Genomic DNA, 22,115 nt, shown 5'->3' on the forward strand with positions numbered 1-22,115 from the left:
GGGACGGTTCTCTTGCTTCAAAAGGAGCAAGAGAACCGTCCCCGCGCTTTTATTTTGCATAGAAATTTTCTGTATAGTAGGGTTGGGATTCGGTGTTAAAGGCGACGCCAACACCTAAATACTTGTAGCCTTGACGTAATATATTTTCCCGATGCCCGAGAGAATTCATTAAGCCTTCATGGGCAAAAATACTGCTAAACTGTCCATATGCCAGGTTTTCTCCGGCTAACTGAAATACGATATGATCTGCTGCCATCCGGTCAAACGGAGATTGGCCCTTGAGATTGGTGTGATTAAAATAATGATTCACGGCCATATCTGTACTATGCTTGCGGGCGGTCGCTTGAACATGTTGATCCCATGTGAGAACAGGAAGCTGGTGCTGAACCCGGGCGGCATTGGTTAAATCAAATAATTGATATTCAAAGCCCTCTTTTAATTGCGAACTTGCTTTCGGATAAATATCGAGCTTCTTATTTTCTAGATTCTTGCTAATCAATTGGACCGCTGTAACGGTATCTCCTTGATGTTTATCATAAAAAATGGTGATATAGTCATTACCACGCAGGAAAACGTCATAGTCTTCCTGATCTGATAGTTTATACAGAACGAGCCCTTTTTGAATCGTCGTAAGCGGTGTACCTAGTAAGTTGCGAACGGTTTGTTTAGGGGTCCCTAATTTAATCCCATTTTTAGAGGCTATTAAATCTTGGTCCGTATATAGGCCGGCTACTTTATGATTATCATCATACATAACCATAAAAAAATTGCGATAATGGTCATGATAGGTATTCCACGTGGTTCCATAATCATTTAGGGTAGAACGGATTGGAGTACCCAGATTTTCAATTGTGTCATCCCGGCTATTGCCAAGCTCAATATTAAAAATAGAAAATTCTTGTTGTGCTGGTGTAGTTAATTCTATTTTCGACTCTTTTTGTGATTCGATTGGCTGTTGGTTCTCTTGACGGTTATTTACTAGAACTTTAAGCTGTTTCAGGGTTGCCTGAACTTCACGATAAATAGTTTGGATGGTCTCCGAAATGTTTGGATTATCCTTCAGTGTATTCAATTCAGAAATGTCTTTGGTAAGACTTGTATGATTAAATTGTTTTTCTAAGAAAGGCCAAGATGAGTGGATTAAAAATAATGCAACAATAATCATTAGAAAACGAACCATCAATTTCCCTCCATTCTATTAGAATTTTAACCAATATTCTTTAAATATATAAGTAATATGCTTATAGAAGAATAAAGCGCAAACCAATATATTAATATAATGTTATATTTGAAAACGTTTACAAATCTGATGTTCCAAACAATACTACTCTATCTGATAAACAGCCTATTTGGTGCTTTTGAACTACTGATAGTAAAAGTATCCAATTGTTCAAAGTTTGTTCAATATTTCACAAACTATTATCGTTTTTTCGTGTTATGATGTAACCATAAAGAAACAAGGAGTGATAAGACATGATGATTTGTGAATGGCAAACCTTCTCAACAGATGCTGAAACTTATACCCAAGAAATCTTCGAAGAATTAGTGGGTGACCCATTTGAAGCAATGCTTAAGAAAGAAAATGAAGAGATCCCAAGTTATATCTGGACAGTTAATTATGTAGTTATTGTTAAAAAATACTCCAAAGTGCTTACCGAAATTTTATTTGAAAAAATCCCACGCAATCCAGTGTGTGAATAAACAAATTTTTGCTTTCTTATTTACTCATTTTTGTGAAATCTTTCACAAAAATAACAATGAATAGATGCTAGTCCGAAATCTAATTTTTTTATACTGATATGTGAAATTATTCACATATATTATAATTGGAGGGAATAACATGGCAGTAGTAGAAAAGCAAGTAAAAGGCAAACAAGATGTAACAAGCATGATTAATGGCTTGGTTGAAAAAGGGTTAAAAGCTTTAGAGGAATTTAGAGGTTTTGACCAAGAGACGATTGATGAGATTGTTAAGCAGATGGCACTAGCAGGACTTGATCAGCACATGCCTCTAGCCAAACTCGCTGTCGAAGAAACTGGAAGAGGCGTTTACGAGGATAAAATCATTAAAAATATGTTTGCAACAGAATATGTCTATCACAATATTAAATATAACAAAACAGTTGGCGTTATCAACGAAAATGAACATGAAGGCATGATTGAAATTGCTGAGCCTGTGGGTGTTGTGGCAGGAGTAACACCTGTGACCAATCCAACATCAACTACCATGTTTAAATCACTCATTTCCATTAAGACCCGTAATCCAATCATCTTTGCGTTCCACCCATCCGCACAAAAGTGCAGCAGTGAAGCAGCCAGGGTGTTAAGGGATGCAGCCATTAAAGCAGGCGCACCAGAGAATTGTATTCAATGGATTGAAACACCATCTTTAGAAGCGACACAAGCATTAATGAATCATAATAAAATTTCAATGATTCTGGCCACTGGCGGTGCGGGCATGGTGAAATCCGCTTATAGCTCAGGCAAACCAGCTCTAGGAGTTGGACCCGGAAACGTTCCATGCTACATTGAAAAAACAGCTAATCTTAAACAAGCGGTGAACGACTTAATTCTTTCAAAAACATTCGATAATGGTATGATTTGTGCGTCTGAACAAGCTGTTATTATTGATAAAGAAATTTATCAAGATGTTAAAAATGAAATGATTGCTAACAACTGCTATTTCTTAAGTGAAGAAGAAAAAGAAAAGGTAGAAAAATTAGTCATTAACGAACATTCTTGTGCGGTTAACCCTGATATTGTCGGTATGCCTGCATTTAAAATTGCTGAAAAGGCTGGAGTGGCGGTTCCAGAAGGTACAAAAATCCTTATAGCGGAATTGAAGGGTGTTGGTCCTAAGTATCCGCTGTCTAGGGAAAAATTAAGTCCAGTTTTAGCTTGCTATAAAGTGAATTCAACCGACGAAGGCCTAAAAAGGGCAGAAGAAATGCTTGAATTTGGCGGTTTAGGACACTCAGCCGTTATTCATACAAATGATCAAAATGTTATTAGACAGTATGGTTTACGTATGAAGGCAGGACGAATCATTGTCAATGCTCCATCTTCACAAGGTGCTATCGGAGATATCTATAATGCTTATATGCCATCTTTAACACTTGGCTGTGGAACATATGGTGGCAACTCAGTATCAACAAACGTAGGTGCAGTTCATTTAATTAATATTAAGAAAGTAGCCAAGAGGAACGTCAATATGCAGTGGTTCAAGGTACCATCTAAAATCTATTTTGAGAAAAATTCAACTCAATATTTAGCAAAAATGCCGAAGATTTCTAAAGCTTTTATTGTTACCGACCCTGGCATGGTGAAATTAGGCTATGTAGACAGAGTCCTTTACTACTTACGTAAGCGTCCAGATTATGTACATTGTGAAATTTTCTCTGCTGTAGAACCAGATCCATCCATCGAAACAGTTATGAAAGGTGCCGAAATGATGGCTAACTTCCAGCCAGATGTGATTATAGCGCTAGGCGGCGGGTCTGCAATGGATGCAGCGAAAGGAATGTGGTTATTCTACGAATATCCAGATGCTGAATTCTTTGGCTTAAAACAAAAATTCCTTGATATTCGTAAACGGATTGTGAAATATCCTCATTTAGGTCAAAGAGCACAGTTTGTTGCGATTCCAACAACATCTGGAACAGGTTCTGAAGTCACATCTTTCTCTGTTATTACCGATAAAGAAGCTAATATCAAATATCCTTTAGCTGACTATGAGTTAACACCGGATGTTGCGATTATCGATCCGCAGTTTGTTATGACGGTTCCGAAACATATCACTGCTGATACAGGTCTTGACGTCTTGACACATGCAATTGAAGCCTATGTATCTTGTATGGCAAATGATTTCACTGATGGACTAGCGATGAAAGCTATTCAGCTAGTATTTGAATACCTGCCAAGAGCTTATCGAAATGGCCATGATGAAGAAGCCCGTGAGAAAGTGCATAACGCATCTACCATTGCTGGCATGGCCTTTGCGAACGCGTTCTTAGGTATTAACCACAGCTTGGCACATAAATTGGGAGCGGAGTTCCATATCGCCCATGGACGTGCAAATGCTGTTCTCTTACCGCATGTTATTCGTTATAATGCAACAAAACCTAAGAAGTTTACGGCGTTCCCTAAGTATAATCACTTCAAGGCCGACAAGCGCTATGCTGAGATTGCAAGAACGTTAGGTTTACCAGCCGCTACTACTGAAGAAGGGGTAGAAAGCTTGGTTCAAGCGATTATCCGCTTAGCTCAAGAATTAGAAGTTCCAATGAGTCTTGCCGCAAATGGAATTGATCAAGCAGAATTTGAAAGTAAGATTGACTTACTATCCGATCGAGCTTTCGAAGATCAATGTACAACAGCAAACCCTAAGCTTCCGTTGGTAACTGAATTAGCTGAAATCTATCGCTTAGCATACAAAGGAATATAATGAAGTACAAAAAACTCAAGCCAAATTGGTTTGAGTTTTTTGTTTATAAAAGCTCCTCAGAAAAACGATTTTACAATATCTTCATGCTTATTACATTCCGTACAAGTATACTCGATTGCAAGGGCGTCTTCTCGAACCATGTGTTCTGTTTCCTTTTGGCATTGCTCACAATAAAGGGTTCTTGGGATTTCGATCAATTTTCATCATCCTTTTTTTCTAGCATCGGTTATTATAAGATTAATATTCCAGTTATTAGTTGAAAAATTCTTTAGGACTGATAAAATTTAAAACGTTTAGGATTTGATCATACACTTGAACGAATTGAAAACAGACACCAGGGAGGTAAGAACATGGACAAGAATACGATGGACTCTTGTACCAAGATAATAAAAGATGCCAAGAATATGGTTGTTTTGACTGGTGCTGGCATTAGCACGGAATCGGGTATCAAGGACTTTCGGTCGCGAACAGGGATTTATAAACTGGCACCTGAATACATCCTTTCTCTCGATTATTTTTATAAATACCCGAAAGAATTTTATCAGTTTGCGATAGAAAATTTGTACCACCCTGAGGCCGTTCCAAATAAAGGTCATCAAATCCTAGCAAAGTGGGAGAGAGAAGGAAAGGTAAGCTCGATTATTACCCAAAATATAGACGGACTTCATCAGAAAGCAGGCAGCCATAATGTAATTGAGTTTCATGGAACAATCAGAACAGCTACTTGTCAAAACTGCGGAAAAACTTATTCTACTAGTGAGATGATGACTCGGTTAGATACAATGGAGGATTTTTATGTATGTAGTCATTGTAAAACAAAGCGGAAAGAAGACCAGTTCATTAAACCGGATGTAGTTTTGTTTGGAGATACTGGTGAATGGTTCTCAACCGAAGGGTTTAACTACATTCTTAACCTACTTCGCAAGGCAGACTGTTTATTAGTACTAGGAACCAGTTTAAAGGTAACGCCTTTCTCCACCTTTCCGCAATATAAAAGTGCCGGGGTCCCGGTTATTATAATTAATAAGGGAGATACTCCATACGACTTTGCACCGAATACCTTTGTTATTAAAGAATCAATAGGAACAACTCTTGCGAGGATGGATGAAAATATTAATTGACTATTAAGCTCGGGGGACATACTGTATGTTGGGTAGTCCTCCTTTTATCCGCGAGTATGTAAATTCTCTTTGTCTTTTGGGATGGAGATGATATACTTTAATTGCCAAAATTTGGCCTGTAATGAGTCGGATTAATGAATCGGAGGAGAGTATCTATGTTTACTTCTATTAATGAATTCAGCCAGGAATGGAACCAGGAAGCTGGGTCTACCCAAAAGGTTTTAGATGCCTTAACGGACGAGTCGCTTCAGCAATCAGTATCTTCAGAGGATCGAACATTAGGCAGAATCGCCTGGCACATTGTTACCAGTACACCTGGGATGATAAATGAGTTTGGGATTACGATTACCAATGTTAAAAACGCTGACAGTACTCCTTCATCTGCACGGGAAATTGCTGACACTTTTAGAAAGGTCAGTGCTGATGTTGTGGAACAAGTACAAAAGCAATGGACAGATGAGTCATTAACAGACGTACAGAATGTGTTTGGGATGAATATGCCAAAGGCAGCCACACTTTCCCTTCTAATTAAACATATTATTCATCATCGCGGACAGATGACCGTATTAATGCGTCAAGCAGGGTTGAAGGTTCCTGGGATATATGGTCCGGCAAGAGAAGAGTGGAGCCAAATTGGAATGGAAGCACCAGCATTATAAAAAAGTGAAGAATTCATAATAAGTTTATTTAGATAACAATAAAAATATTATGTCAACTAAAACCGAACACACAAAAAGGATGCCTGGTTTATATTAAGCAAACCAGACATCCTTTTTGTCGTTTATCTTTTAGCCTGTTTATATAATTCAATTGTTTTATAGCCTTCGCCTAAAACCGTCTCCATTTCAAGCTGGCGTTTTTCCTGTGTTTCTTTTCTTTTTGCGCTATAGATATAGCGGGCCCAATCCTTTTGATAGCCGGGAGTTAATTCATTATATTTTTTTAATAGTTCCTCATTTTTCTGGAGGTACTGTTTAATATCATCAATATTATTAATGTAGTCATCCACACATTGACTGCTTTTGCTGCTGTCCGATTTTTTCGGTTTTTTTGGGGTGGATTTTAAACCAACAATGGTAAACACATCGTTTAGGCTTACCATTCTGGCAAACTTGATGTTGCTGTTTAGCACATATCCGTCCTCATCGGAAGGGAGCGCACTGATAAAACTGTCACGGTCTATGTATTCTTTATATACTTTGTTATTCTTTTTTGGATAAGCGAAGTATAAATAGCCATTGTCCTCTAGCAATTTTTTCTCGATTACATTTTGAAGTTCACTTGTGAATTCCTCTAGGCTAAAAATAAAATTAAAGATAAGATCATAGTTGTCTTTTTTAATAGAAGAGTCATACTCTAGTTCTTGGAAGTCATCGACTTGTTCAGGTTTATGGAGGATAAGTTTGTTAGCATATTTCTCCAAGTTTAATTTATCCACTACACTTTTTGTGGCAGCCATGATTTTACTCCTTCACATATATAATTTAAGCGAGCTCTTTCTCATCTTAGTTTAGCACTTCAGGATTAATCAAGTTTTTAGGACGCTTGCCCGTTAACCCTGCAAGTAAATTTCCGACGGCAAGTTCAGCCATTTTCAGTTCTGTTTCATAAGTTGACGAGCCGATATGTGGTGTAGTGACAACATTTGGGAACTGAAGCAGTGGATGGTCCTTTTTTACAGGCTCTATTTGATAAACGTCCAAGGCAGCACCATGAATTTCTTTCTGCTTTAAGGCATCTATTAAGGCTGCTTCATCAACCGTTTTACCACGGGAACCATTTACAAATATACAAGACTTCTTCATCAACTTAAATTCCCGTTCGCCGATTAAATTCTCCGTTTCACGGGTCAAAGGCGTCATCAAGCAGACAAAATCGGATTCCTTTAGTAATGTATCAAGGTTACAGTAGGTGGCATGATACTTTTCTTCTGCCTCTATATTACGGTTCCGATTATGGTACAAGATGTCCATATCAAAGCCTAAGTGTGCCCGTTTAGCGATGGCGGAACCGATTTTACCCATTCCGATTATTCCAAGCGTTTTATGGTGTACATCTATCGCATATTCCGCGGTGGTTAAATGTCCTTGCCAATTTCCAGATTTCACAAAGTGATCCAATTCGGCAATACGGCGGGCAGAAGCTAGGAGGATTCCGAAAATGGCATCCGCTGTCGTATCTTCAAGGACGCCGGGCGTATTCGTTCCCATCACGCCGCGTTTGGTCATCTCCTCAATGGAAAGATTATTATAGCCGGTGGAATTATTTGATACTATCTTCAATTTCGGTGCTCGATCAAGTAGTTCCTGATCGACCGGAAGTGCTAGTCCGACAATCCCTTCAACATCTTTGAGTGCCTCTAAAAAAGCCCGATCGGTTTTTGGATTAATACTATCAAAAATTTGTATTTCAAATTGATTGTTTAGTCTTTCAAGTGCATCGGTTAATTCAAGATTATAGGCAATGACTTTTCGTTTCACTTTACCATTCTCCTCATAAATTGGAAATCTAATGTATGCCTCTATAAATTGACATAAAGCTTGATAGGTGTCAACAATTCTGAAAACGAACTGATCGTTTTAGAAAAAATGAAGATTTTGTGTATGAAGGCAATTTCTTACACCGAACACATGCTTACTATACTATAATAAGGTAAAGAGTATGTGAAGGAGTGAGCAAACTATGGTTACTGAAAAAAAGAAGGTAGTTATTTTGGGTGGAGGTTATGCAGGATTAATGACAGCTGTTTCCCTGCAGAAAAAAGTCCATCCTTCTAGAATAGACGTATATTTGGTAAATAAACATGATTATCATTATTTCACTACTAAGGTTCATGAAATGGGTGCAGGTACAGTAGACCCCGAGTCCATTAAGCTGCCAATCAAAGACATTATTGATCCTAATTTTGTCACGTTTATTCAAGATGAAGTTACAAACTTAAATCTTGATAGAAAGGTAGTAGAATGTAAAGAGCATACGTTACCATATGATTATGTAGTCGTTGGAATTGGCGGTGCACCAAAAAATAATGAAATTCCTGGATTAAAAGAGCATGGCTTTTTCTTATTTGATTGGGAAGGCTCGTACCGGCTTAGGGAGCATATCGAAAAGCAATTTTTAGAATATGGTCAAAATCCAAGCGGACCATTAAATATGGTTATAGGAGGTACCGGGTTCACGAGTATGGAATTTATCCATGAATTGAAGGAAAGAATTCCTCAGCTCTGTAATTTGTATGGAGTCGAAAGTGAGGATGTTCACATCCTGATTATTGAACCTGGAGAGAAAATACTCCAAGGCTACCCTGAGGTAATAGTGGCCGATGCAACTAAATCATTGAAAAAAATGAACTGTGAGTTTATAACAGGAGTTTCAGTTTCACAGGTGGAATCTGATCAGATTAGATTAGCAGACGGAACGGTAATCCCAACGAAAACGTTTATTTGGGCCGGAGGAGTTCAAGGGAATCCTATTCTCCAAATCGAGGAATTTGAGCAAATGGACGCTCGTGTCAGGTTAAATGAGTTTTGTGAAGTACCTAATTACCCTGATGTGTATGTCTTAGGCGATGCTTCTGTAAGCTATAATGAAAAGGGAGAACCGTATCCTCCCACAGCACAGCTCGCCATTCAACAAGGCCAATATTGTGCTTATAATATTGCCATGAAAATATACGGGCAGCCGGCAAAACCATTTCACTATATTTATAGAGGGATGGTGATGTCGCTGGGCAGTAAGAATGCATCAGGTATTGTTTATCATCGTCATATTAATGGCAGGTTTGGCTCGTTCATGAAATGGTTAATCGAAATGCGGTATTATTTTATGCTCGGAGGAATGCGCTTAGTTCGAAAAGAATGGAAGAACGCTGAGTAAATAGATGTGGTCATAAATGGATGAAAATAGACCACAGGACGAAATAAGGTCAAAATAGCTAGAAATAGACCCTCATCATTGAGGGTTTTTTTGATTTTTTTTATTGAAATGAATACGTGGCACTATACAAACAAGCCTATTATTTTGCTAAAATAGTAAGTAATAAGTTTGGGAAAAAAGTACTTTTTATGATAAAGTTAATTTTCTGAATAATGAAGTTATGATTGGTTTAGGAGGAGAAGCGAATGTGGGATATGGACATGAATATAGATCAAATTGCGAGAATAAAAGTGATTGGTGTTGGCGGCGGGGGAAATAACGCGGTTAATCGGATGATTGAAGATGGAATTCAGGGCGTAGAATTTATTGCTGTGAATACAGATGCTCAGGCTTTGAATCTTTCTAAAGCGGAAATTAAAATGCAAATTGGTGCCACCCTTACAAGAGGTCTTGGAGCGGGTGCCAATCCTGAAGTCGGCAGACGAGCAGTAGAAGAGAGCAGAAAGCAGCTGCAAGAAGTATTAGACGGAGCTGATATGGTATTTGTAACCGCAGGGATGGGCGGAGGTACTGGGACAGGGGCCGCACCAGCTATCGCAGAAATTGCCCGTGAACTGGGTGCCCTGACGATTGGGGTTGTCACACGTCCGTTTGGCTTTGAAGGCAAAAAACGTGCAGTTAATGCTGCCAGCGGAATTGAATTAATGAGAGAAGCGGTAGATACTCTCATTATTATTCCGAATGACCGCCTGCTTCAAATTGTTGACAAAAAAACCCCAATGTTAGAAGCATTCCGTGAGGCAGATAATGTTCTTCGTCAGGGTGTTCAAGGTATCTCTGACTTAATAGCTGTTCCAGGTCTCATTAACTTGGATTTTGCAGATGTTAAAACGATTATGACGAATCAGGGAACTGCGTTAATGGGTATTGGTGTGGCGAAAGGGCCAGATCGTGCCGTTGAAGCAGCAAAAAAAGCGATCTCTAGTCCGTTGCTTGAAACCTCTATAGATGGAGCACAAGGTGTTTTAATGAACATTACTGGCGGCAGTAATTTAAGTCTTTATGAAGTACAGGAAGCAGCCGACTTAGTCGCATCCGCCTCCGATCATGAATTAAATATGATCTTTGGTTCCATTATTAACGACAATTTAAAAGACGAAATTATGATCACAGTCATTGCAACAGGGTTTATGAATAGCGAAAACGAATTACATAGACCGTCTGCCGCTCCTGTAACTGAAGCCCCTGCTCAGCCAAAACGAGAGGAAAGTTTTAAGCATAATGTCCATGAGCACGAAGAACAAAGGCAGCATCAGGAGGAACAAATATATGAATACAATCGCTCCTATCAGAGTCAAGAGGAATCGCTTGATATTCCAACTTTTTTACGAAATCGGAACAGAAGACGATAATCTCCAGATAACACTCCTATTCACTGTTTTTGAATGGGAGTGTTTTTTTATCTGAGTAAGTTCTTCCTCCTTGTTTTTTGCCGCAACTTTATTTCTTATTATCCATTTTTAAAAGGACGATTAATAATTCAGTTTTTGATGAAAAATAGTTTTAAGTTAAGTGTTGATTAGGGTATTTAATAAATAGAGCTGCAGAAATTTGGACTCCTTGTATAAAAAAGTTGATTAAGTGGTTTTGTATTTATAAAAACTCATTATTTATGAGTATTTTTCCATTGCAATACTTGAACCAAAGGTATAAGATATACTTTATGCGAATTTAACGTACAAATACAAACAAAGCTTCCAAGGGGGAAACTAAATGGAACAAACCAAAAAGCATGCGGATCGTCCACCTTATGGTGTTATAGCGATTTTAATGGTCGGTGCCTTTATCTCATTTTTAAATAATACGTTACTAAACATTGCGCTGCCTTCTATAATGAAAGACTTAAATATTGAGGCATCTACTGTTCAGTGGCTGACAACAGGCTTTATGCTAGTAAATGGAATTTTAATTCCGATAAGTGCCTACTTAATACAAAAGTTTTCCGTTCGAAATATTTTTCTAGCAGCTATAGGCTTATTTACTGCCGGTACTATTCTTGCTGGATTTGCCCATGTATTTCCGCTGCTGCTGGCAGGACGGATGCTCCAGGCTTCTGGTTCAGCAATCTTAATGCCATTGTTAATGAACGTTATGCTGGTAAGCTTTCCTATTGAAAAAAGGGGAATGGCAATGGGCGTGTTTGGACTCATTCTAATGTTTGCTCCAGCGATCGGACCTACTTTATCAGGATGGATTGTAGAGCATTATGACTGGAGAATGCTTTTCCATTTTATTACACCAATCGCCATCGTTGTTCTCTTGATTGGTTTGTTTTTGCTTAAGGATAAAAAGGAAAAAGTTAATCTTCGTCTCGATTTTTTATCAGTTATTCTGTCAAGTGTTGGATTTGGGGGTATCCTTTACGGCTTTAGTTCGGCCGGTAGTAAAGGATGGGACAGCCCAGAAGTTTACGGAACGATTATGATCGGTATTATCTCATTGTTCCTATTTGTTTACCGTCAAATTAAACAAGAAGCACCACTATTGAATTTCCGGGTCTATCGATATCCTATGTTTGCCTTATCCTCATGCATCTCTATGGTCGTAAATATGGCCTTATTTTCCGGGATGATTCTCCTGCCTATTTATACGCAAAACCTACGTGGTATTTCGCCAATGGATGCAGGATTATTGCTCATGCCAGGGGCAGTCCTGATGGCCTTTATGTCACCACTGACTGGGAAACTGTTTGATAAAATTGGCGGTAGAATTCTTGCTGTAACGGGTTTAACCATTATTGTGGTCACAACGTATGCTTTTAGTAGATTAACGCTGCATACTACTTATACACATCTCATTATGATCTATTCTGTTCGTTCAATTGGAATGGCGATGGTTATGATGCCGGTATCAACAAATGGTTTAAATCAGCTTCCAAAACGTCTGTACCCACATGGAACGGCTATGAACAATACCTTAAACCAGGTTGCTGGAGCGATTGGGACAGCCTTAATGGTTACAATTATGTCAAACCGTGCGGAATCACACGCTAAAGAACTTGGTAAGGCAGCAATGCAGCATTTAACTGCGCCGCCAACAAAGGCAGCTCTAGCGCAGATGAAACAACAAATCATGATGCAATCGATGTTAGAAGGAATCAATTTCTCCTTCCTAATCGCTACTTTTATTGCAGCAATTGCGCTTGTCCTATCCTTCTTTATTAAACGCTCCAAACAAGCAGAAGATCTAGAAGGAAAAAGCCAAACAAAACCTAGCGAGAAGAAAATCTCTTCAAAGCTAGCAGAAAACTAAGGTGCCTGTCACCATTTGTTATCTAAATAAGTTGATTAAGCTCATTTCTTTTCGGAGAGATGAGCTTTTTTCTTTTAGTTGGTTTGTTCGTCTCGCAAAGCTAGTCTGGAATAATGATTAGCAGGAAATGATTGCGCTTTATTTCGAAAAATTCGCAAAATAAATTTTATTGAAAGCGTATGCTATAATGAAAATAAAAATGATCAGCAAGGGGAAATTGCAATGTTGAAGGATCTTTTCATGGAGTTATCTCAAAATCAATTTTTAAATAATGCTGCTAAAAAGTATGGCTTAAAAATGGGGGCACAGAGTGTTGTTGCGGGAACTAATATCCCAGAAGTAATCAAAAGTATTAAGGAACTTAACGCGCAAGGGATTTCTTGCACAGTCGACAATTTAGGGGAGTTTGTCTTTAAAGAAGAAGAAGCTATTACTGCCAAGGAACAAATTCTACAGGTGATTGAGGCCATCCATGAAAATCAGGTGGATGCACATATTTCATTAAAACCCACTCAAGTCGGATTGGATATTGATTATACCTTTTGTTTAACGAATATTAGAGAGATTGTCCACTTGGCTAGCCAATATGATATGTTTGTCAACATTGATATGGAAGACTTTAAACATTTAGAGTTAACCTTCCAGCTATTAGACGAACTTTCACTTGAATATGATAATGTGGGTACGGTGATTCAGGCATATTTTCATAAAGCCTTAGAGTATCTCGAAAGATATAAAAACCATAGAATCCGCATCGTAAAGGGTGCCTATAAAGAGTCCGCCGAAATTGCTTATCAAGATAAAAAGGATATCGATGCGAATTATATTAAATTAATTGAATGGCATCTTCTGAACGGGAAATTTACTTCGATTGCCACACATGACCATCGAATTATTAATCATGTAAAATCATTTGTAAAAGAAAATCATATTCCAAATGATCAGTTTGAGTTCCAAATGCTGTATGGATTTAGGAAAGAGCTGCAATTAAGTTTAGCAAATGAAGGATATAATTTCTGTACGTATGTTCCATTTGGCAATGACTGGTATGGATACTTTATGAGAAGATTAGCAGAAAGGCCGCAAAATATAAATCTAGTGGCGAAACAGGTTTTCAATAAGAAAACTAACACTTTCATCGGTGTCGCAGCAGGTGCATTTTTACTAGGTAGATTAACTAAATCGAATCATAAGAAGAAAAAATAATAAACACATCGAAAAATCAAAAGAGCCAGGAATCCATTCATAATTGAAATGGAACCTGGCTCTATTTTTTTTGTGTCATTTTTGGTGTCAGGCACCATTTGTAACAGCGCTGTAGGAGTAATTACTGTCGTCCCATCGGTAAATTCCTTCTTGGAGTTTGATGATGGTGTCAAAAGGGCGGTTGACATGGGTGGTATTTTCTACTAAATCAGTTTCTGGGTCCTGTTGGTAGTGTTGTTTATTTTCGATTAGATGTTGTTTGAAGGTGAGCATATCGGCTTTGGATGCAATGCGGATGATTTTATCTAGTGTGATTTTCTTTTCGCTGATGCCATAGCTGTTACATATGCTTGTTTGAAAGCTTTTGTTATATTGAATCATCATGTGTAGGTCATTTATACATGCAACTCCAAATACTTCTTTTATAACATCTTCATAACGAAGCTGTGTGCCGGTCGCAAATTTAATAATGTTTTTCTCAGGATTTTCTAAACGATAAACCGTCTCAATCGTATTTTCCATGTTAACACATCCATTCAATTAATATGACTATATCATGAAACCAACGCAAATAGGATTAAGCGAGGGTGATAAGTGTTTTACTAGTGAAATTAACACATGTAAATATTATAACATATAATTTATCGCAAAATGTGACACGGAATTTAGCTTTGTGTAAAATTTGTCGAATGGAAGCGCTCTAAAAACATTAAAGAAATATTCACAGGTTTTCACATGAAAATATTATAAAATAAAACTATGTTAAATATTTCACAAATAAAGAGAAAAGAAAATGAGGGTGTAATGATTATGGGGTTTAGTAAACCGGATCAAATTATGGCCATAACAGTCGAAAACGGAGTAAAAAAAACCAAGTATGCACCACTTCAAACAATCCTCCTTGGTTTTGAAGCAGGAGCGTTTATAGCCCTGGGTTACCTGCTATTTATCCGTGTAACCGCTACGTTAACCGGAAATTTAGAAGGATTAGGCAGTTTAATTGGGGCAAGTGTCTTTCCGGTGGGTCTAATTCTCACGTTATTGGCAGGCGGTGAATTACTAACTGGGAATATGATGGCGGTGCCTCTTGCTAGAATGGCAAAAAGGGTCAGTACCGGAAAGGTACTAACTAACTGGTTCCTCGTTACCATTAGTAATTTTTTAGGTGCTATTTTTGTAGCCTATTTTTTTGGACACCTAGTAGGTCTAACTGAAGCTACGCCATTTTTAGAAAAAACAATTAGTATCGCAGACCATAAACTTGAAGCAACTTTTCTCCAAGCCTTTCTTTCCGGAATTGGCTGCAATTGGCTGGTTGCCTCTGCGGTTTGGCTATCATATGGGGCTAATGATATGTCTGGAAAAATCCTTGGCATCTGGTTCCCAACGATGGCATTTGTTGCGATTGGCTTCCAACACGTTGTAGCGAATATGTTTGTCATCCCTGCCGCGATCTTTGCCGGTCATTTTACATGGATGGACTATCTTCAAAATTTTATCCCAGTCTTTTTAGGTAATGCCGTGGGCGGGACGGTATTTATTGGGATGGCCTATTGGCATACCTATAAAAAATATCTGCCTGTCTTAACAGAGGCAAAAGTCGTGAAACCGATTGCGAAAACAGGAACCAGATAAATAATTGTCTTAACAGCCTTGAACCGTTTGTTCAGGCTGTTTTTTGTCGCTATTCACCTTAACTATCCATTTTCTAAGTCATATTGCGTACTGCAAGAGAATAAAATGAGTGAATGGAGGCAATCCATGCTGGCAATATGCACTGGATTGTATGACATTCACTTAAGAGGAGTAGTTGGGGACATGGTGAAGCGAAGATGGACAATTTCAGTTTTATTAATGGGGAGTTTACTAGCTTTAGCAGGCTGTAATGAGAAGCCGGCCACAAATAAACCGGTCCATGAAAAGGAGAAGGTAACCGAACCAGAAAAGCAGCCGAGTCAAAAGCCACAGGAACAACCGCCTAAGGAAGAAGAAAAGACACCAGTGGTTGTCAATGTTATTGATCCCAATACCAAAAGTATTATTAAAACTTTTTTACCCGAAGAATTAGGGTTTGCAAGTAATCAAGATTCATATAAACAGGAAATAGAACAATGGGCCAAAGACCTAGCCAGAGGAACAAATAAAACGGCTGGTTATGATCAACGGATGGTCCTTGATAAAATTGCTCCAAATGGGCAAATCATTAAAGGCAAGCCCTTAATTATATTAGATGAAACGGAATTAGTGAATCGAGTGATGACAGCATCTGCTGAAGGCGGCGAAATTGAACTGCCAATCACGGTTACAGAAAGCGGCTATAAGCCGGAAGACCCTGCCCATTTAAGTGAAGTGGTAGTGGGTTCCTTCACAACTTATTTTAACAGCGGGGTAGTAGGCCGTTCAAGAAACATTGAGCTGTCAGCGATTGCCATTAATAATGTAATTGTGGGCAAACAGGATATTTTTTCGTTTAATACAACGGTTGGACCAAGTGATGCTGCTCATGGTTACCAGCCGGCAAAGGAAATTGTCAATAAGAAAATGGTGATGGGAATTGGCGGTGGAATTTGTCAGACATCCTCGACATTGTTTAATTCCGTTGACCAGGTTGGGGTAAGTTATATCGAAAAACATCATCATTCCTTATCTGTCGGCTATGTTCCGCAAGGAAGAGATGCGACAGTTTCCTATGGCGGTCCAGATTTTCGCTTTCAAAATACAACAGGTGTTCCATTATTAATTAGAACAATTTATGCAAAAGGAAAGCTTACGGTTGAAGTTAGAACATCAGCGGCCTACAAAGGTCTCATAAAAAAATAAAAGGGTGTCAGCAACGATTTGCTGCATCCTTTTATATTATTGTCTGTACGAGCTTTAGCGGCACTTTGCCTGATTGCTTCCGGGTTTAACTCTGTTATCAAACATGTTATAATTTTCTGAAAAGGAGGTTTTGCAATGGAAGAAAAGGTATTACATGCCATTCAAGATGATTATCCTGATGATTTTGCCTGGTGTTATGGCTGTGGCCGTTTAAATGAAACAGGCCATCATTTCCGAACCGGCTGGGAGGAAGACCAAACCGTAACCGTTTATACACCTAAACCGGAACATACGGCCTTACCTGGATTTGTCTATGGAGGTTTGATTGCTTCACTGATTGATTGTCATGGAACAGGTTCCGCTTCACTAGCTTTACACCGGAAAAATGGCTTTGAACCAGGTGATGGCAAGGGGGCGCCAAGATTTGTAACCGCTTCCTTGAATGTTAACTTTCTTAAGCCGACTCCACATGGTGTCCAATTAAAAGCAGTCGGAAGAGTTGAGGAGATACATCCTAAGAAATTTAAAGTGGCAGCAGAAGTGTTTGCCGATGATATTTTATGTGCACGCGGTGAAGTGATAGCCGTTGTCATGCCAAGCAGTTTTTTAAAAGAAGGGTAATGAATCATAGGTTAGGATCCACTCTAGTAGTTGAGTGGATTTTTTGTAAACAAATTGTAATACTGCCAATTGAAACCAAAAGCACCCTTGAATCGTCATAATTAATGAAGGTTTTACAAGGGGGGAAACAGGTGAACTGGTTGAAAAAAATACTGATCACGATCATCATCGGTTTTACATTTGCTTTTGGCTTCATCATCTTGGTCATAGGACCAGCTTTATTCCAAGAAGGAAACCCCGTACCGCTGCTGATATCAATCGTGAAATTAAAAATGACGGATACTGACTACGTTCGGTTTTTAAATACAGAAAACAAGAGTCGATATTTGTCTAGCAATACAGGTCAAAATCCTCTTAATAAGGTAAAAGATGTGATGAATGCGAAGGGTTGGGCTTTCGAGGAACAAATGGGGTCTGGATTAATTTTTCTAAAAGACGAAAAAGAAGCAATCGTTTTGACGAGACAGTATTCGAAATATTTTGTAATTTGGGATGTTTCTAAAAGTGTCGATAGATAATATAACTACATAATTCTAATTCCCCCTAATCGATATGACTAGGGGATTTCATTTATTTATTTCTTCTGTTGCGTAAAATAAAGTTATCTTCATCCATTTGCTTTTTTAATAAAGTGGATTAATATATTAGTACAAGCAGGCCAATAGGAGGATTAAAATGTTAAAAGAAAAGATCAAACAGTACATAGAAGAAAACGATCGTCAGTCCGCTGCCGAAGGAGTGGTTCTTTTTAAAGAAGAAATTGAATACGCAAAACAACATCAGCTGGCTAGTGAAGGAGGATGGGTCGAAAAGGATGACAATACCCGTTTTGCCGATGCCTATATTGAACGTTGTGATAAAGAATCGGAAAACATGTTAAAGAATGAAAGCTCTGTGTTTTTGTCGGAACCCGTTAGCTATCTTAAAAAGCATAAAAATGAATTTATTTACCTCGAATCGAAATGGTTCGATTTGGTGAATGTTGAGGCAATTTCTCTTGAAGTAGATGATGTCTTTGGGACCTATGACGTCATGCTGGGGCTGAAGTTACAAAAGAAGTATGACAAGCAGCTTAGAGAATATTTAAATGCAAATTTAAACGGTGAGGAAGCCAAATTTGATTTAATGTTTACGCTTGACGATGGGTTATGGAACTTGAACTTTGTCCTAAATTATGTAGAAGGATTCCGGGAGGACTTGTCGATGGGAGAGGCCTTTCAGCTAATCTATCATTTCTTATTTAAATTAGTGGAAGCAGTTGAAAAAGCACAATAAGAGTGAAAAATCCTAATCAGCGAACAAGCTGGTTAGGATTTTTTTATAAATGAAGCACGTGGCTTCTAACTTAACTTAACTTAACTTAACTTAACTTAATTCCTGCTCTGTTATGGAAATCGGCGAGCCAGAGGAAGTGTGCTCGTTCACCCAGCCGAGTGATGTTTCTGACACAGCGCTCCAATTCGGTATTTCATCCTTATGCTGTTCCACCCAGCTCATACAGTACTGAGGATCGAGATTATATTCCATACATTGAGACAGGAACGACTGAATCGTATTTTGATTACAATTTTGCCAGGAACCACATGTGTAACTAAATACATTTTCCATTTTTCCTTGAATAAATACTTCATCTATAAAATTACTGAATTGACCTTCCACCTGAGTTCCCTCCTGACGAATAATGAATTACATCCTTCAGTATGTCCAATCTTAAAATAATCAAGCCAATTTACCGAGAGAAACGGAATATTTTTCAATTAATGGTGCAAATTATAAAAAGCCAATTTTAGGCAATCAACGCAAATTCTCAGGTATGATTGTCTAAGAACACAGCCAGAAAAAATTTATACAATCGGAGTTTTTCGATGAAAAAATTCAAAAAACTACTTATTGATGACCAAAAGTCATTGCCTGCTGAAAAAACGGATAAACAGATCGATTCGAATTTATCGATTAACATTGACCGATTGAAGCAGCTTTTTAACGACTGTTCAGATATTGTCTTTCGGCAGATTATTGCAGGAGAGGTGGAAGCCTATTTATTGTTTGTGGATGGGCTCATTGATACGAACAGCATCCAGCTTCATGGAATCAACCAAATTCTGAAGGAAGTAGAAAAAGAGCGAGTTACGTCTGACTACTTAATTGAAAGAATTATTTCAGTCAGTTCTGTTAAAGAAATTACTAAACTTGACGATGCTGTATTAAATGTTCTAAAAGGGAATACCGTACTTTTAGTTGATCGAGTGAATACAGGAATTGTCATCGATGCAAAGGGTGGACAACGAAGAAGTGTCTCCGAACCGGAAACTGAGTCTGTTGTTCGTGGCCCACGTGAAGGTTTTACTGAGAGTCTTAGAGTAAATACAGCCCTTGTGAGACAGAAAATCCGTTCTAACCGCCTAAAGACGATTGCCAAAGACGTTGGCGAAGAAACCAAAACCGGCATTGCCATTATGTACATCGATGGTTTGGTTGACCCAGATCTTTTAAAAGAAGTTCAATCACGGCTGGACGGGATTAAAATTGATGGTGTTTTGGAAAGCGGTTATATAGAAGAATTAATTGAGGATAATCCTTGGAGTGTATTTCCCCAAATCCAAAATACCGAACGTCCGGATACGATTGCGGCCAATTTGTTAGAAGGAAGAGTAGCCGTTATTATTGATGGTACACCGCTTGCTCTTGTCATGCCGGCCACCTTTTGGCAGTTCCTTCAGGCAAGCGAGGATTATTATCATCGTTACCACATATCTATTTTTCTTCGTCTGCTTCGAATCATCTTTGTATTTATTGCGCTTACCTTACCAAGTATTTATGTAGCGGTTACTACTTATCACCAAGAAATGATTCCGACAAACCTGCTGTTCAGTATCGCATCTGCGAGAGAAGCCATCCCGTTTCCAGCCTTTGTTGAAGCCATGATAATGGAAATTTCTTTTGAAGCACTGCGGGAAGCGGGGGTACGGCTGCCTAAAATTGTTGGTCAAGCTGTAAGTATCCTCGGTGCACTTGTAATTGGGCAGGCCGCTGTTGAGGCAGGAATTGTTTCTGCTCCCATGGTTATTGTCGTTTCCTTAACAGGTATCGCTTCATTTACTATCCCAAGATTTAATATGGCAATTTCTGTCCGGCTTCTGCGTTTTCCATTTATTGTTCTTGCAGGAGTGTTCGGTTTATTTGGGATTGTTCTAGGTCTCTTGATTATCTTAACACATTTATCCAAATTAAGGTCCTTTGGTATTCCTTATTTGTCTCCCGTGTCTCCAATGTCCATGAAGGGACTAAAGGATGTATTCATACGGGTTCCATGGTGGTCGATGAATCAACGCCCTAGTCAAACTGTTAAAGGGGATATGGTACGAGAAGGAGAAGGCTTAAAGCCAAGTCCTGGAAAAGGCAGTGAAGAGGGGAATGAGTCATGAAATTTATCCGTCCGATATTTATATGCCTAAGCGCCCTCACTTTATTGACAGGCTGTTGGGACCGCTCAGAGATTAACGATATTGCCTTTGTTGTTGCCACTGGAGTAGATAAAGGGAAAAAGAACAAATTCCTTTATTCCGTACAGATTCCGCTCCCAAGCTCTATGGGTGGAGCAGGGTCAAGCGGCGGAGGCGGGGGAACAAGCGGTGAAGGGCCCTTCTTAGTCGCTCAAGGAACGGGCGGGAATGAACGGCAAGGGATTGAGGAAATCCAAACTAAGTTGTCCAGGAGGATTTATTTAGGACATAGAAGAGTTCATATAATCGGGGATTCGCTTGCTAAAGAAGGGATAAAGAAGTCCTTAAATGCCATTTTTACACAGCCCCGGTCAAGGATTTCAACCTTTTTGCTCATCTCTAAAGGTGACGCCGTGAAACTATTGAAGACGCAGCCGAGAATGGAACAATATTCGGGTGAAGGAATGAGAGAGATGTCTAAAAACAGTATTAATATGACAGCTCGAGAAGCCTTACAAGATTTGAATCGGGATGGGAAGGACATGGTCATTCCGCTTGTTAACACTGCTGGTACTACTAAGGACGATAAAAACAAAAAAGAAGTTCAAATGGAAAGCTTTGCTGTTTTTAAAGATGATAAGCTTGCCTTTTCTTCAAATAGCAATGAAAGTGAAGGCATATTATGGTTATTTGAAAAAATGGAAAAAAAGTCAGCATCTTTTCCGGTCGCTAAAGATGAGGAATTGTCGGTCCAAATATTTGAAAATCAAACAGAACCAACTTTAAAGATCGTTGATGGAAAACCCACCTTTCTCCTGACAGTCAGGGCTGCGGGTGTATTATTTGAAAATGAGCCAAACTATCGAATCGAGGATCCCAAAACCTATCGATTGATCATTAGTAAAATGGAAACCCAGATTAAAGAACAAATCCAAGCAGTTTTAAAGCATGCTCACTCACAGGGTATAGATGTTTTTGGATTTGGCTGGTACCTTTATAAAAATAAACATCTGGCGTGGGAACAAAATTGGAGGAATGAATGGCGAAAAACCCTGCCAAACTTAAAAGTAACTGTCAAGGTAGATGCAGATATCCAAAGAACAACGAATATAGGAATCATTGAAAAGGAATGACAGTATGAAAATAGGGATGATTGTTATCTGGTTATGTCTCATGCTCTATGTTTTATTTGTCTTTAAAAAACAAATTATCAGTAAAAAAGAACGAAAATGGGTTTACCTCTGGGTAGGGATAGCTTTTGCTATGTCCATC

The 22,115-nt window shown here is 38.6% G+C and carries 20 protein-coding genes; 15 read left to right on the forward strand and 5 right to left on the reverse strand.

The window, feature by feature from the left end:
* Positions 1–49: 49 nt before the first annotated feature.
* Entirely contained in the window at positions 50–1,180 is a 1,131-nt protein-coding gene (locus V7077_RS26050; protein ID WP_335507374.1) for a CAP-associated domain-containing protein, read from the reverse strand.
* A 293-nt stretch (positions 1,181–1,473) separates the two neighbouring features.
* Here V7077_RS26050 and V7077_RS26055 point away from each other — a divergent pair, with 293 nt between their 5' ends.
* The 4 genes from V7077_RS26055 to V7077_RS26070 all read left to right on the forward strand — a co-directional run bounded on the left by V7077_RS26055 (position 1,474) and on the right by V7077_RS26070 (position 6,224).
* Entirely contained in the window at positions 1,474–1,701 is a 228-nt protein-coding gene (locus tag V7077_RS26055) for a hypothetical protein (RefSeq protein WP_335507376.1), read from the forward strand.
* Positions 1,702–1,840: 139 nt separating this feature from the next.
* A complete protein-coding gene (gene adhE / locus V7077_RS26060; RefSeq protein WP_335507378.1) occupies positions 1,841–4,444 on the forward strand; it encodes a bifunctional acetaldehyde-CoA/alcohol dehydrogenase in 2,604 nt (867 codons plus the stop codon).
* 350 nt (positions 4,445–4,794) lie between these two features.
* Positions 4,795–5,565 carry an NAD-dependent protein deacylase gene (locus tag V7077_RS26065; RefSeq protein ID WP_335507380.1) on the forward strand — a complete coding sequence of 257 codons (771 nt, stop codon included), beginning with the start codon at positions 4,795–4,797 and terminating at the stop codon, positions 5,563–5,565.
* A 155-nt stretch (positions 5,566–5,720) separates the two neighbouring features.
* Complete coding sequence (locus V7077_RS26070; protein ID WP_335507382.1) at positions 5,721–6,224, forward strand: DinB family protein; 504 nt, start codon at positions 5,721–5,723, stop codon at positions 6,222–6,224.
* Between the two features lie 122 nt (positions 6,225–6,346).
* Here V7077_RS26070 and V7077_RS26075 read toward each other — a convergent pair whose 3' ends face one another.
* Together V7077_RS26075 and V7077_RS26080 are read right to left on the reverse strand one after the other, a co-directional pair.
* Positions 6,347–7,024: a YdeI/OmpD-associated family protein gene (locus V7077_RS26075; protein WP_335507384.1), complete on the reverse strand. Its 678-nt coding sequence runs from the start codon at positions 7,022–7,024 to the stop codon at positions 6,347–6,349.
* A gap of 46 nt (positions 7,025–7,070) precedes the next feature.
* Positions 7,071–8,045 (reverse strand): 2-hydroxyacid dehydrogenase, encoded by a 975-nt coding sequence (locus V7077_RS26080; RefSeq protein ID WP_335507386.1) that lies wholly within the window; start codon positions 8,043–8,045, stop codon positions 7,071–7,073.
* A 202-nt stretch (positions 8,046–8,247) separates the two neighbouring features.
* Between V7077_RS26080 and V7077_RS26085 the strand changes: the two genes are divergently transcribed.
* The 4 genes from V7077_RS26085 to V7077_RS26100 all read left to right on the forward strand — a co-directional run bounded on the left by V7077_RS26085 (position 8,248) and on the right by V7077_RS26100 (position 13,959).
* A complete protein-coding gene (locus V7077_RS26085) occupies positions 8,248–9,441 on the forward strand; it encodes an NAD(P)/FAD-dependent oxidoreductase (protein ID WP_335507388.1) in 1,194 nt (397 codons plus the stop codon).
* A 245-nt stretch (positions 9,442–9,686) separates the two neighbouring features.
* Positions 9,687–10,853, forward strand: a complete 1,167-nt coding sequence (ftsZ, locus tag V7077_RS26090) for a cell division protein FtsZ (RefSeq protein WP_335507390.1) — start codon at positions 9,687–9,689, stop codon at positions 10,851–10,853.
* Positions 10,854–11,214: 361 nt separating this feature from the next.
* On the forward strand, positions 11,215–12,753 hold the full coding sequence (locus V7077_RS26095) for a DHA2 family efflux MFS transporter permease subunit (protein WP_335507392.1): 1,539 nt from the start codon (positions 11,215–11,217) through the stop codon (positions 12,751–12,753).
* 222 nt (positions 12,754–12,975) lie between these two features.
* A complete protein-coding gene (locus V7077_RS26100; RefSeq protein WP_335507394.1) occupies positions 12,976–13,959 on the forward strand; it encodes a proline dehydrogenase family protein in 984 nt (327 codons plus the stop codon).
* 87 nt (positions 13,960–14,046) lie between these two features.
* Here the strand turns inward: V7077_RS26100 and V7077_RS26105 are convergent, their stop codons facing one another.
* Complete coding sequence (locus V7077_RS26105) at positions 14,047–14,481, reverse strand: hypothetical protein (RefSeq protein WP_335507396.1); 435 nt, start codon at positions 14,479–14,481, stop codon at positions 14,047–14,049.
* Between the two features lie 288 nt (positions 14,482–14,769).
* Between V7077_RS26105 and V7077_RS26110 the strand changes: the two genes are divergently transcribed.
* From V7077_RS26110 to V7077_RS26130, 5 genes are all read left to right on the forward strand, one after another.
* Positions 14,770–15,594 (forward strand): formate/nitrite transporter family protein, encoded by an 825-nt coding sequence (locus V7077_RS26110; protein WP_335507398.1) that lies wholly within the window; start codon positions 14,770–14,772, stop codon positions 15,592–15,594.
* 126 nt (positions 15,595–15,720) lie between these two features.
* Positions 15,721–16,779: a VanW family protein gene (locus V7077_RS26115; protein ID WP_335507400.1), complete on the forward strand. Its 1,059-nt coding sequence runs from the start codon at positions 15,721–15,723 to the stop codon at positions 16,777–16,779.
* Between the two features lie 135 nt (positions 16,780–16,914).
* The gene (locus V7077_RS26120; protein ID WP_335507402.1) at positions 16,915–17,400 is read left to right on the forward strand and encodes a PaaI family thioesterase; all 486 of its coding nucleotides are present in this window, start codon (positions 16,915–16,917) and stop codon (positions 17,398–17,400) included.
* Positions 17,401–17,531: 131 nt separating this feature from the next.
* Positions 17,532–17,918 (forward strand): hypothetical protein, encoded by a 387-nt coding sequence (locus V7077_RS26125; RefSeq protein ID WP_335507403.1) that lies wholly within the window; start codon positions 17,532–17,534, stop codon positions 17,916–17,918.
* Positions 17,919–18,075: 157 nt separating this feature from the next.
* Positions 18,076–18,675, forward strand: coding sequence for a branched-chain amino acid aminotransferase (locus V7077_RS26130; RefSeq protein ID WP_335507405.1), 600 nt, complete (start codon positions 18,076–18,078; stop codon positions 18,673–18,675).
* A 90-nt stretch (positions 18,676–18,765) separates the two neighbouring features.
* Here the strand turns inward: V7077_RS26130 and V7077_RS26135 are convergent, their stop codons facing one another.
* Complete coding sequence (locus tag V7077_RS26135) at positions 18,766–19,059, reverse strand: hypothetical protein (RefSeq protein ID WP_335507406.1); 294 nt, start codon at positions 19,057–19,059, stop codon at positions 18,766–18,768.
* 206 nt (positions 19,060–19,265) lie between these two features.
* Here V7077_RS26135 and V7077_RS26140 point away from each other — a divergent pair, with 206 nt between their 5' ends.
* Positions 19,266–20,825: a spore germination protein gene (locus V7077_RS26140; protein WP_335507408.1), complete on the forward strand. Its 1,560-nt coding sequence runs from the start codon at positions 19,266–19,268 to the stop codon at positions 20,823–20,825.
* Positions 20,822–21,976 (forward strand): Ger(x)C family spore germination protein, encoded by a 1,155-nt coding sequence (locus V7077_RS26145; protein ID WP_335507410.1) that lies wholly within the window; start codon positions 20,822–20,824, stop codon positions 21,974–21,976. Before V7077_RS26140 ends, V7077_RS26145 begins: the two co-directional genes overlap by 4 nt.
* The last annotated feature ends 139 nt before the right edge of the window (positions 21,977–22,115 follow it).

This window comes from Neobacillus vireti, assembly GCF_036962465.1.
Classification (GTDB): Bacteria; Bacillota; Bacilli; order Bacillales; family Cytobacillaceae; genus Neobacillus; species Neobacillus vireti_B.

Coding starts and splice junctions, on each gene's coding strand:
- V7077_RS26140 (WP_335507408.1), top strand. CDS start 19,266: ATGAAAAAATTCAAAAAACTACTTATTGATGACCAAAAGTCATTGCCT.
- V7077_RS26105 (WP_335507396.1), bottom strand. CDS start 14,481: ATGGAAAATACGATTGAGACGGTTTATCGTTTAGAAAATCCTGAGAAA.
- V7077_RS26085 (WP_335507388.1), top strand. CDS start 8,248: ATGGTTACTGAAAAAAAGAAGGTAGTTATTTTGGGTGGAGGTTATGCA.
- V7077_RS26075 (WP_335507384.1), bottom strand. CDS start 7,024: ATGGCTGCCACAAAAAGTGTAGTGGATAAATTAAACTTGGAGAAATAT.
- V7077_RS26065 (WP_335507380.1), top strand. CDS start 4,795: ATGGACAAGAATACGATGGACTCTTGTACCAAGATAATAAAAGATGCC.
- V7077_RS26115 (WP_335507400.1), top strand. CDS start 15,721: ATGCTGGCAATATGCACTGGATTGTATGACATTCACTTAAGAGGAGTA.
- V7077_RS26070 (WP_335507382.1), top strand. CDS start 5,721: ATGTTTACTTCTATTAATGAATTCAGCCAGGAATGGAACCAGGAAGCT.
- V7077_RS26110 (WP_335507398.1), top strand. CDS start 14,770: ATGGGGTTTAGTAAACCGGATCAAATTATGGCCATAACAGTCGAAAAC.
- adhE (WP_335507378.1), top strand. CDS start 1,841: ATGGCAGTAGTAGAAAAGCAAGTAAAAGGCAAACAAGATGTAACAAGC.
- ftsZ (WP_335507390.1), top strand. CDS start 9,687: ATGTGGGATATGGACATGAATATAGATCAAATTGCGAGAATAAAAGTG.
- V7077_RS26100 (WP_335507394.1), top strand. CDS start 12,976: ATGTTGAAGGATCTTTTCATGGAGTTATCTCAAAATCAATTTTTAAAT.
- V7077_RS26145 (WP_335507410.1), top strand. CDS start 20,822: ATGAAATTTATCCGTCCGATATTTATATGCCTAAGCGCCCTCACTTTA.
- V7077_RS26095 (WP_335507392.1), top strand. CDS start 11,215: ATGGAACAAACCAAAAAGCATGCGGATCGTCCACCTTATGGTGTTATA.
- V7077_RS26120 (WP_335507402.1), top strand. CDS start 16,915: ATGGAAGAAAAGGTATTACATGCCATTCAAGATGATTATCCTGATGAT.
- V7077_RS26055 (WP_335507376.1), top strand. CDS start 1,474: ATGATGATTTGTGAATGGCAAACCTTCTCAACAGATGCTGAAACTTAT.
- V7077_RS26050 (WP_335507374.1), bottom strand. CDS start 1,180: ATGGTTCGTTTTCTAATGATTATTGTTGCATTATTTTTAATCCACTCA.
- V7077_RS26130 (WP_335507405.1), top strand. CDS start 18,076: ATGTTAAAAGAAAAGATCAAACAGTACATAGAAGAAAACGATCGTCAG.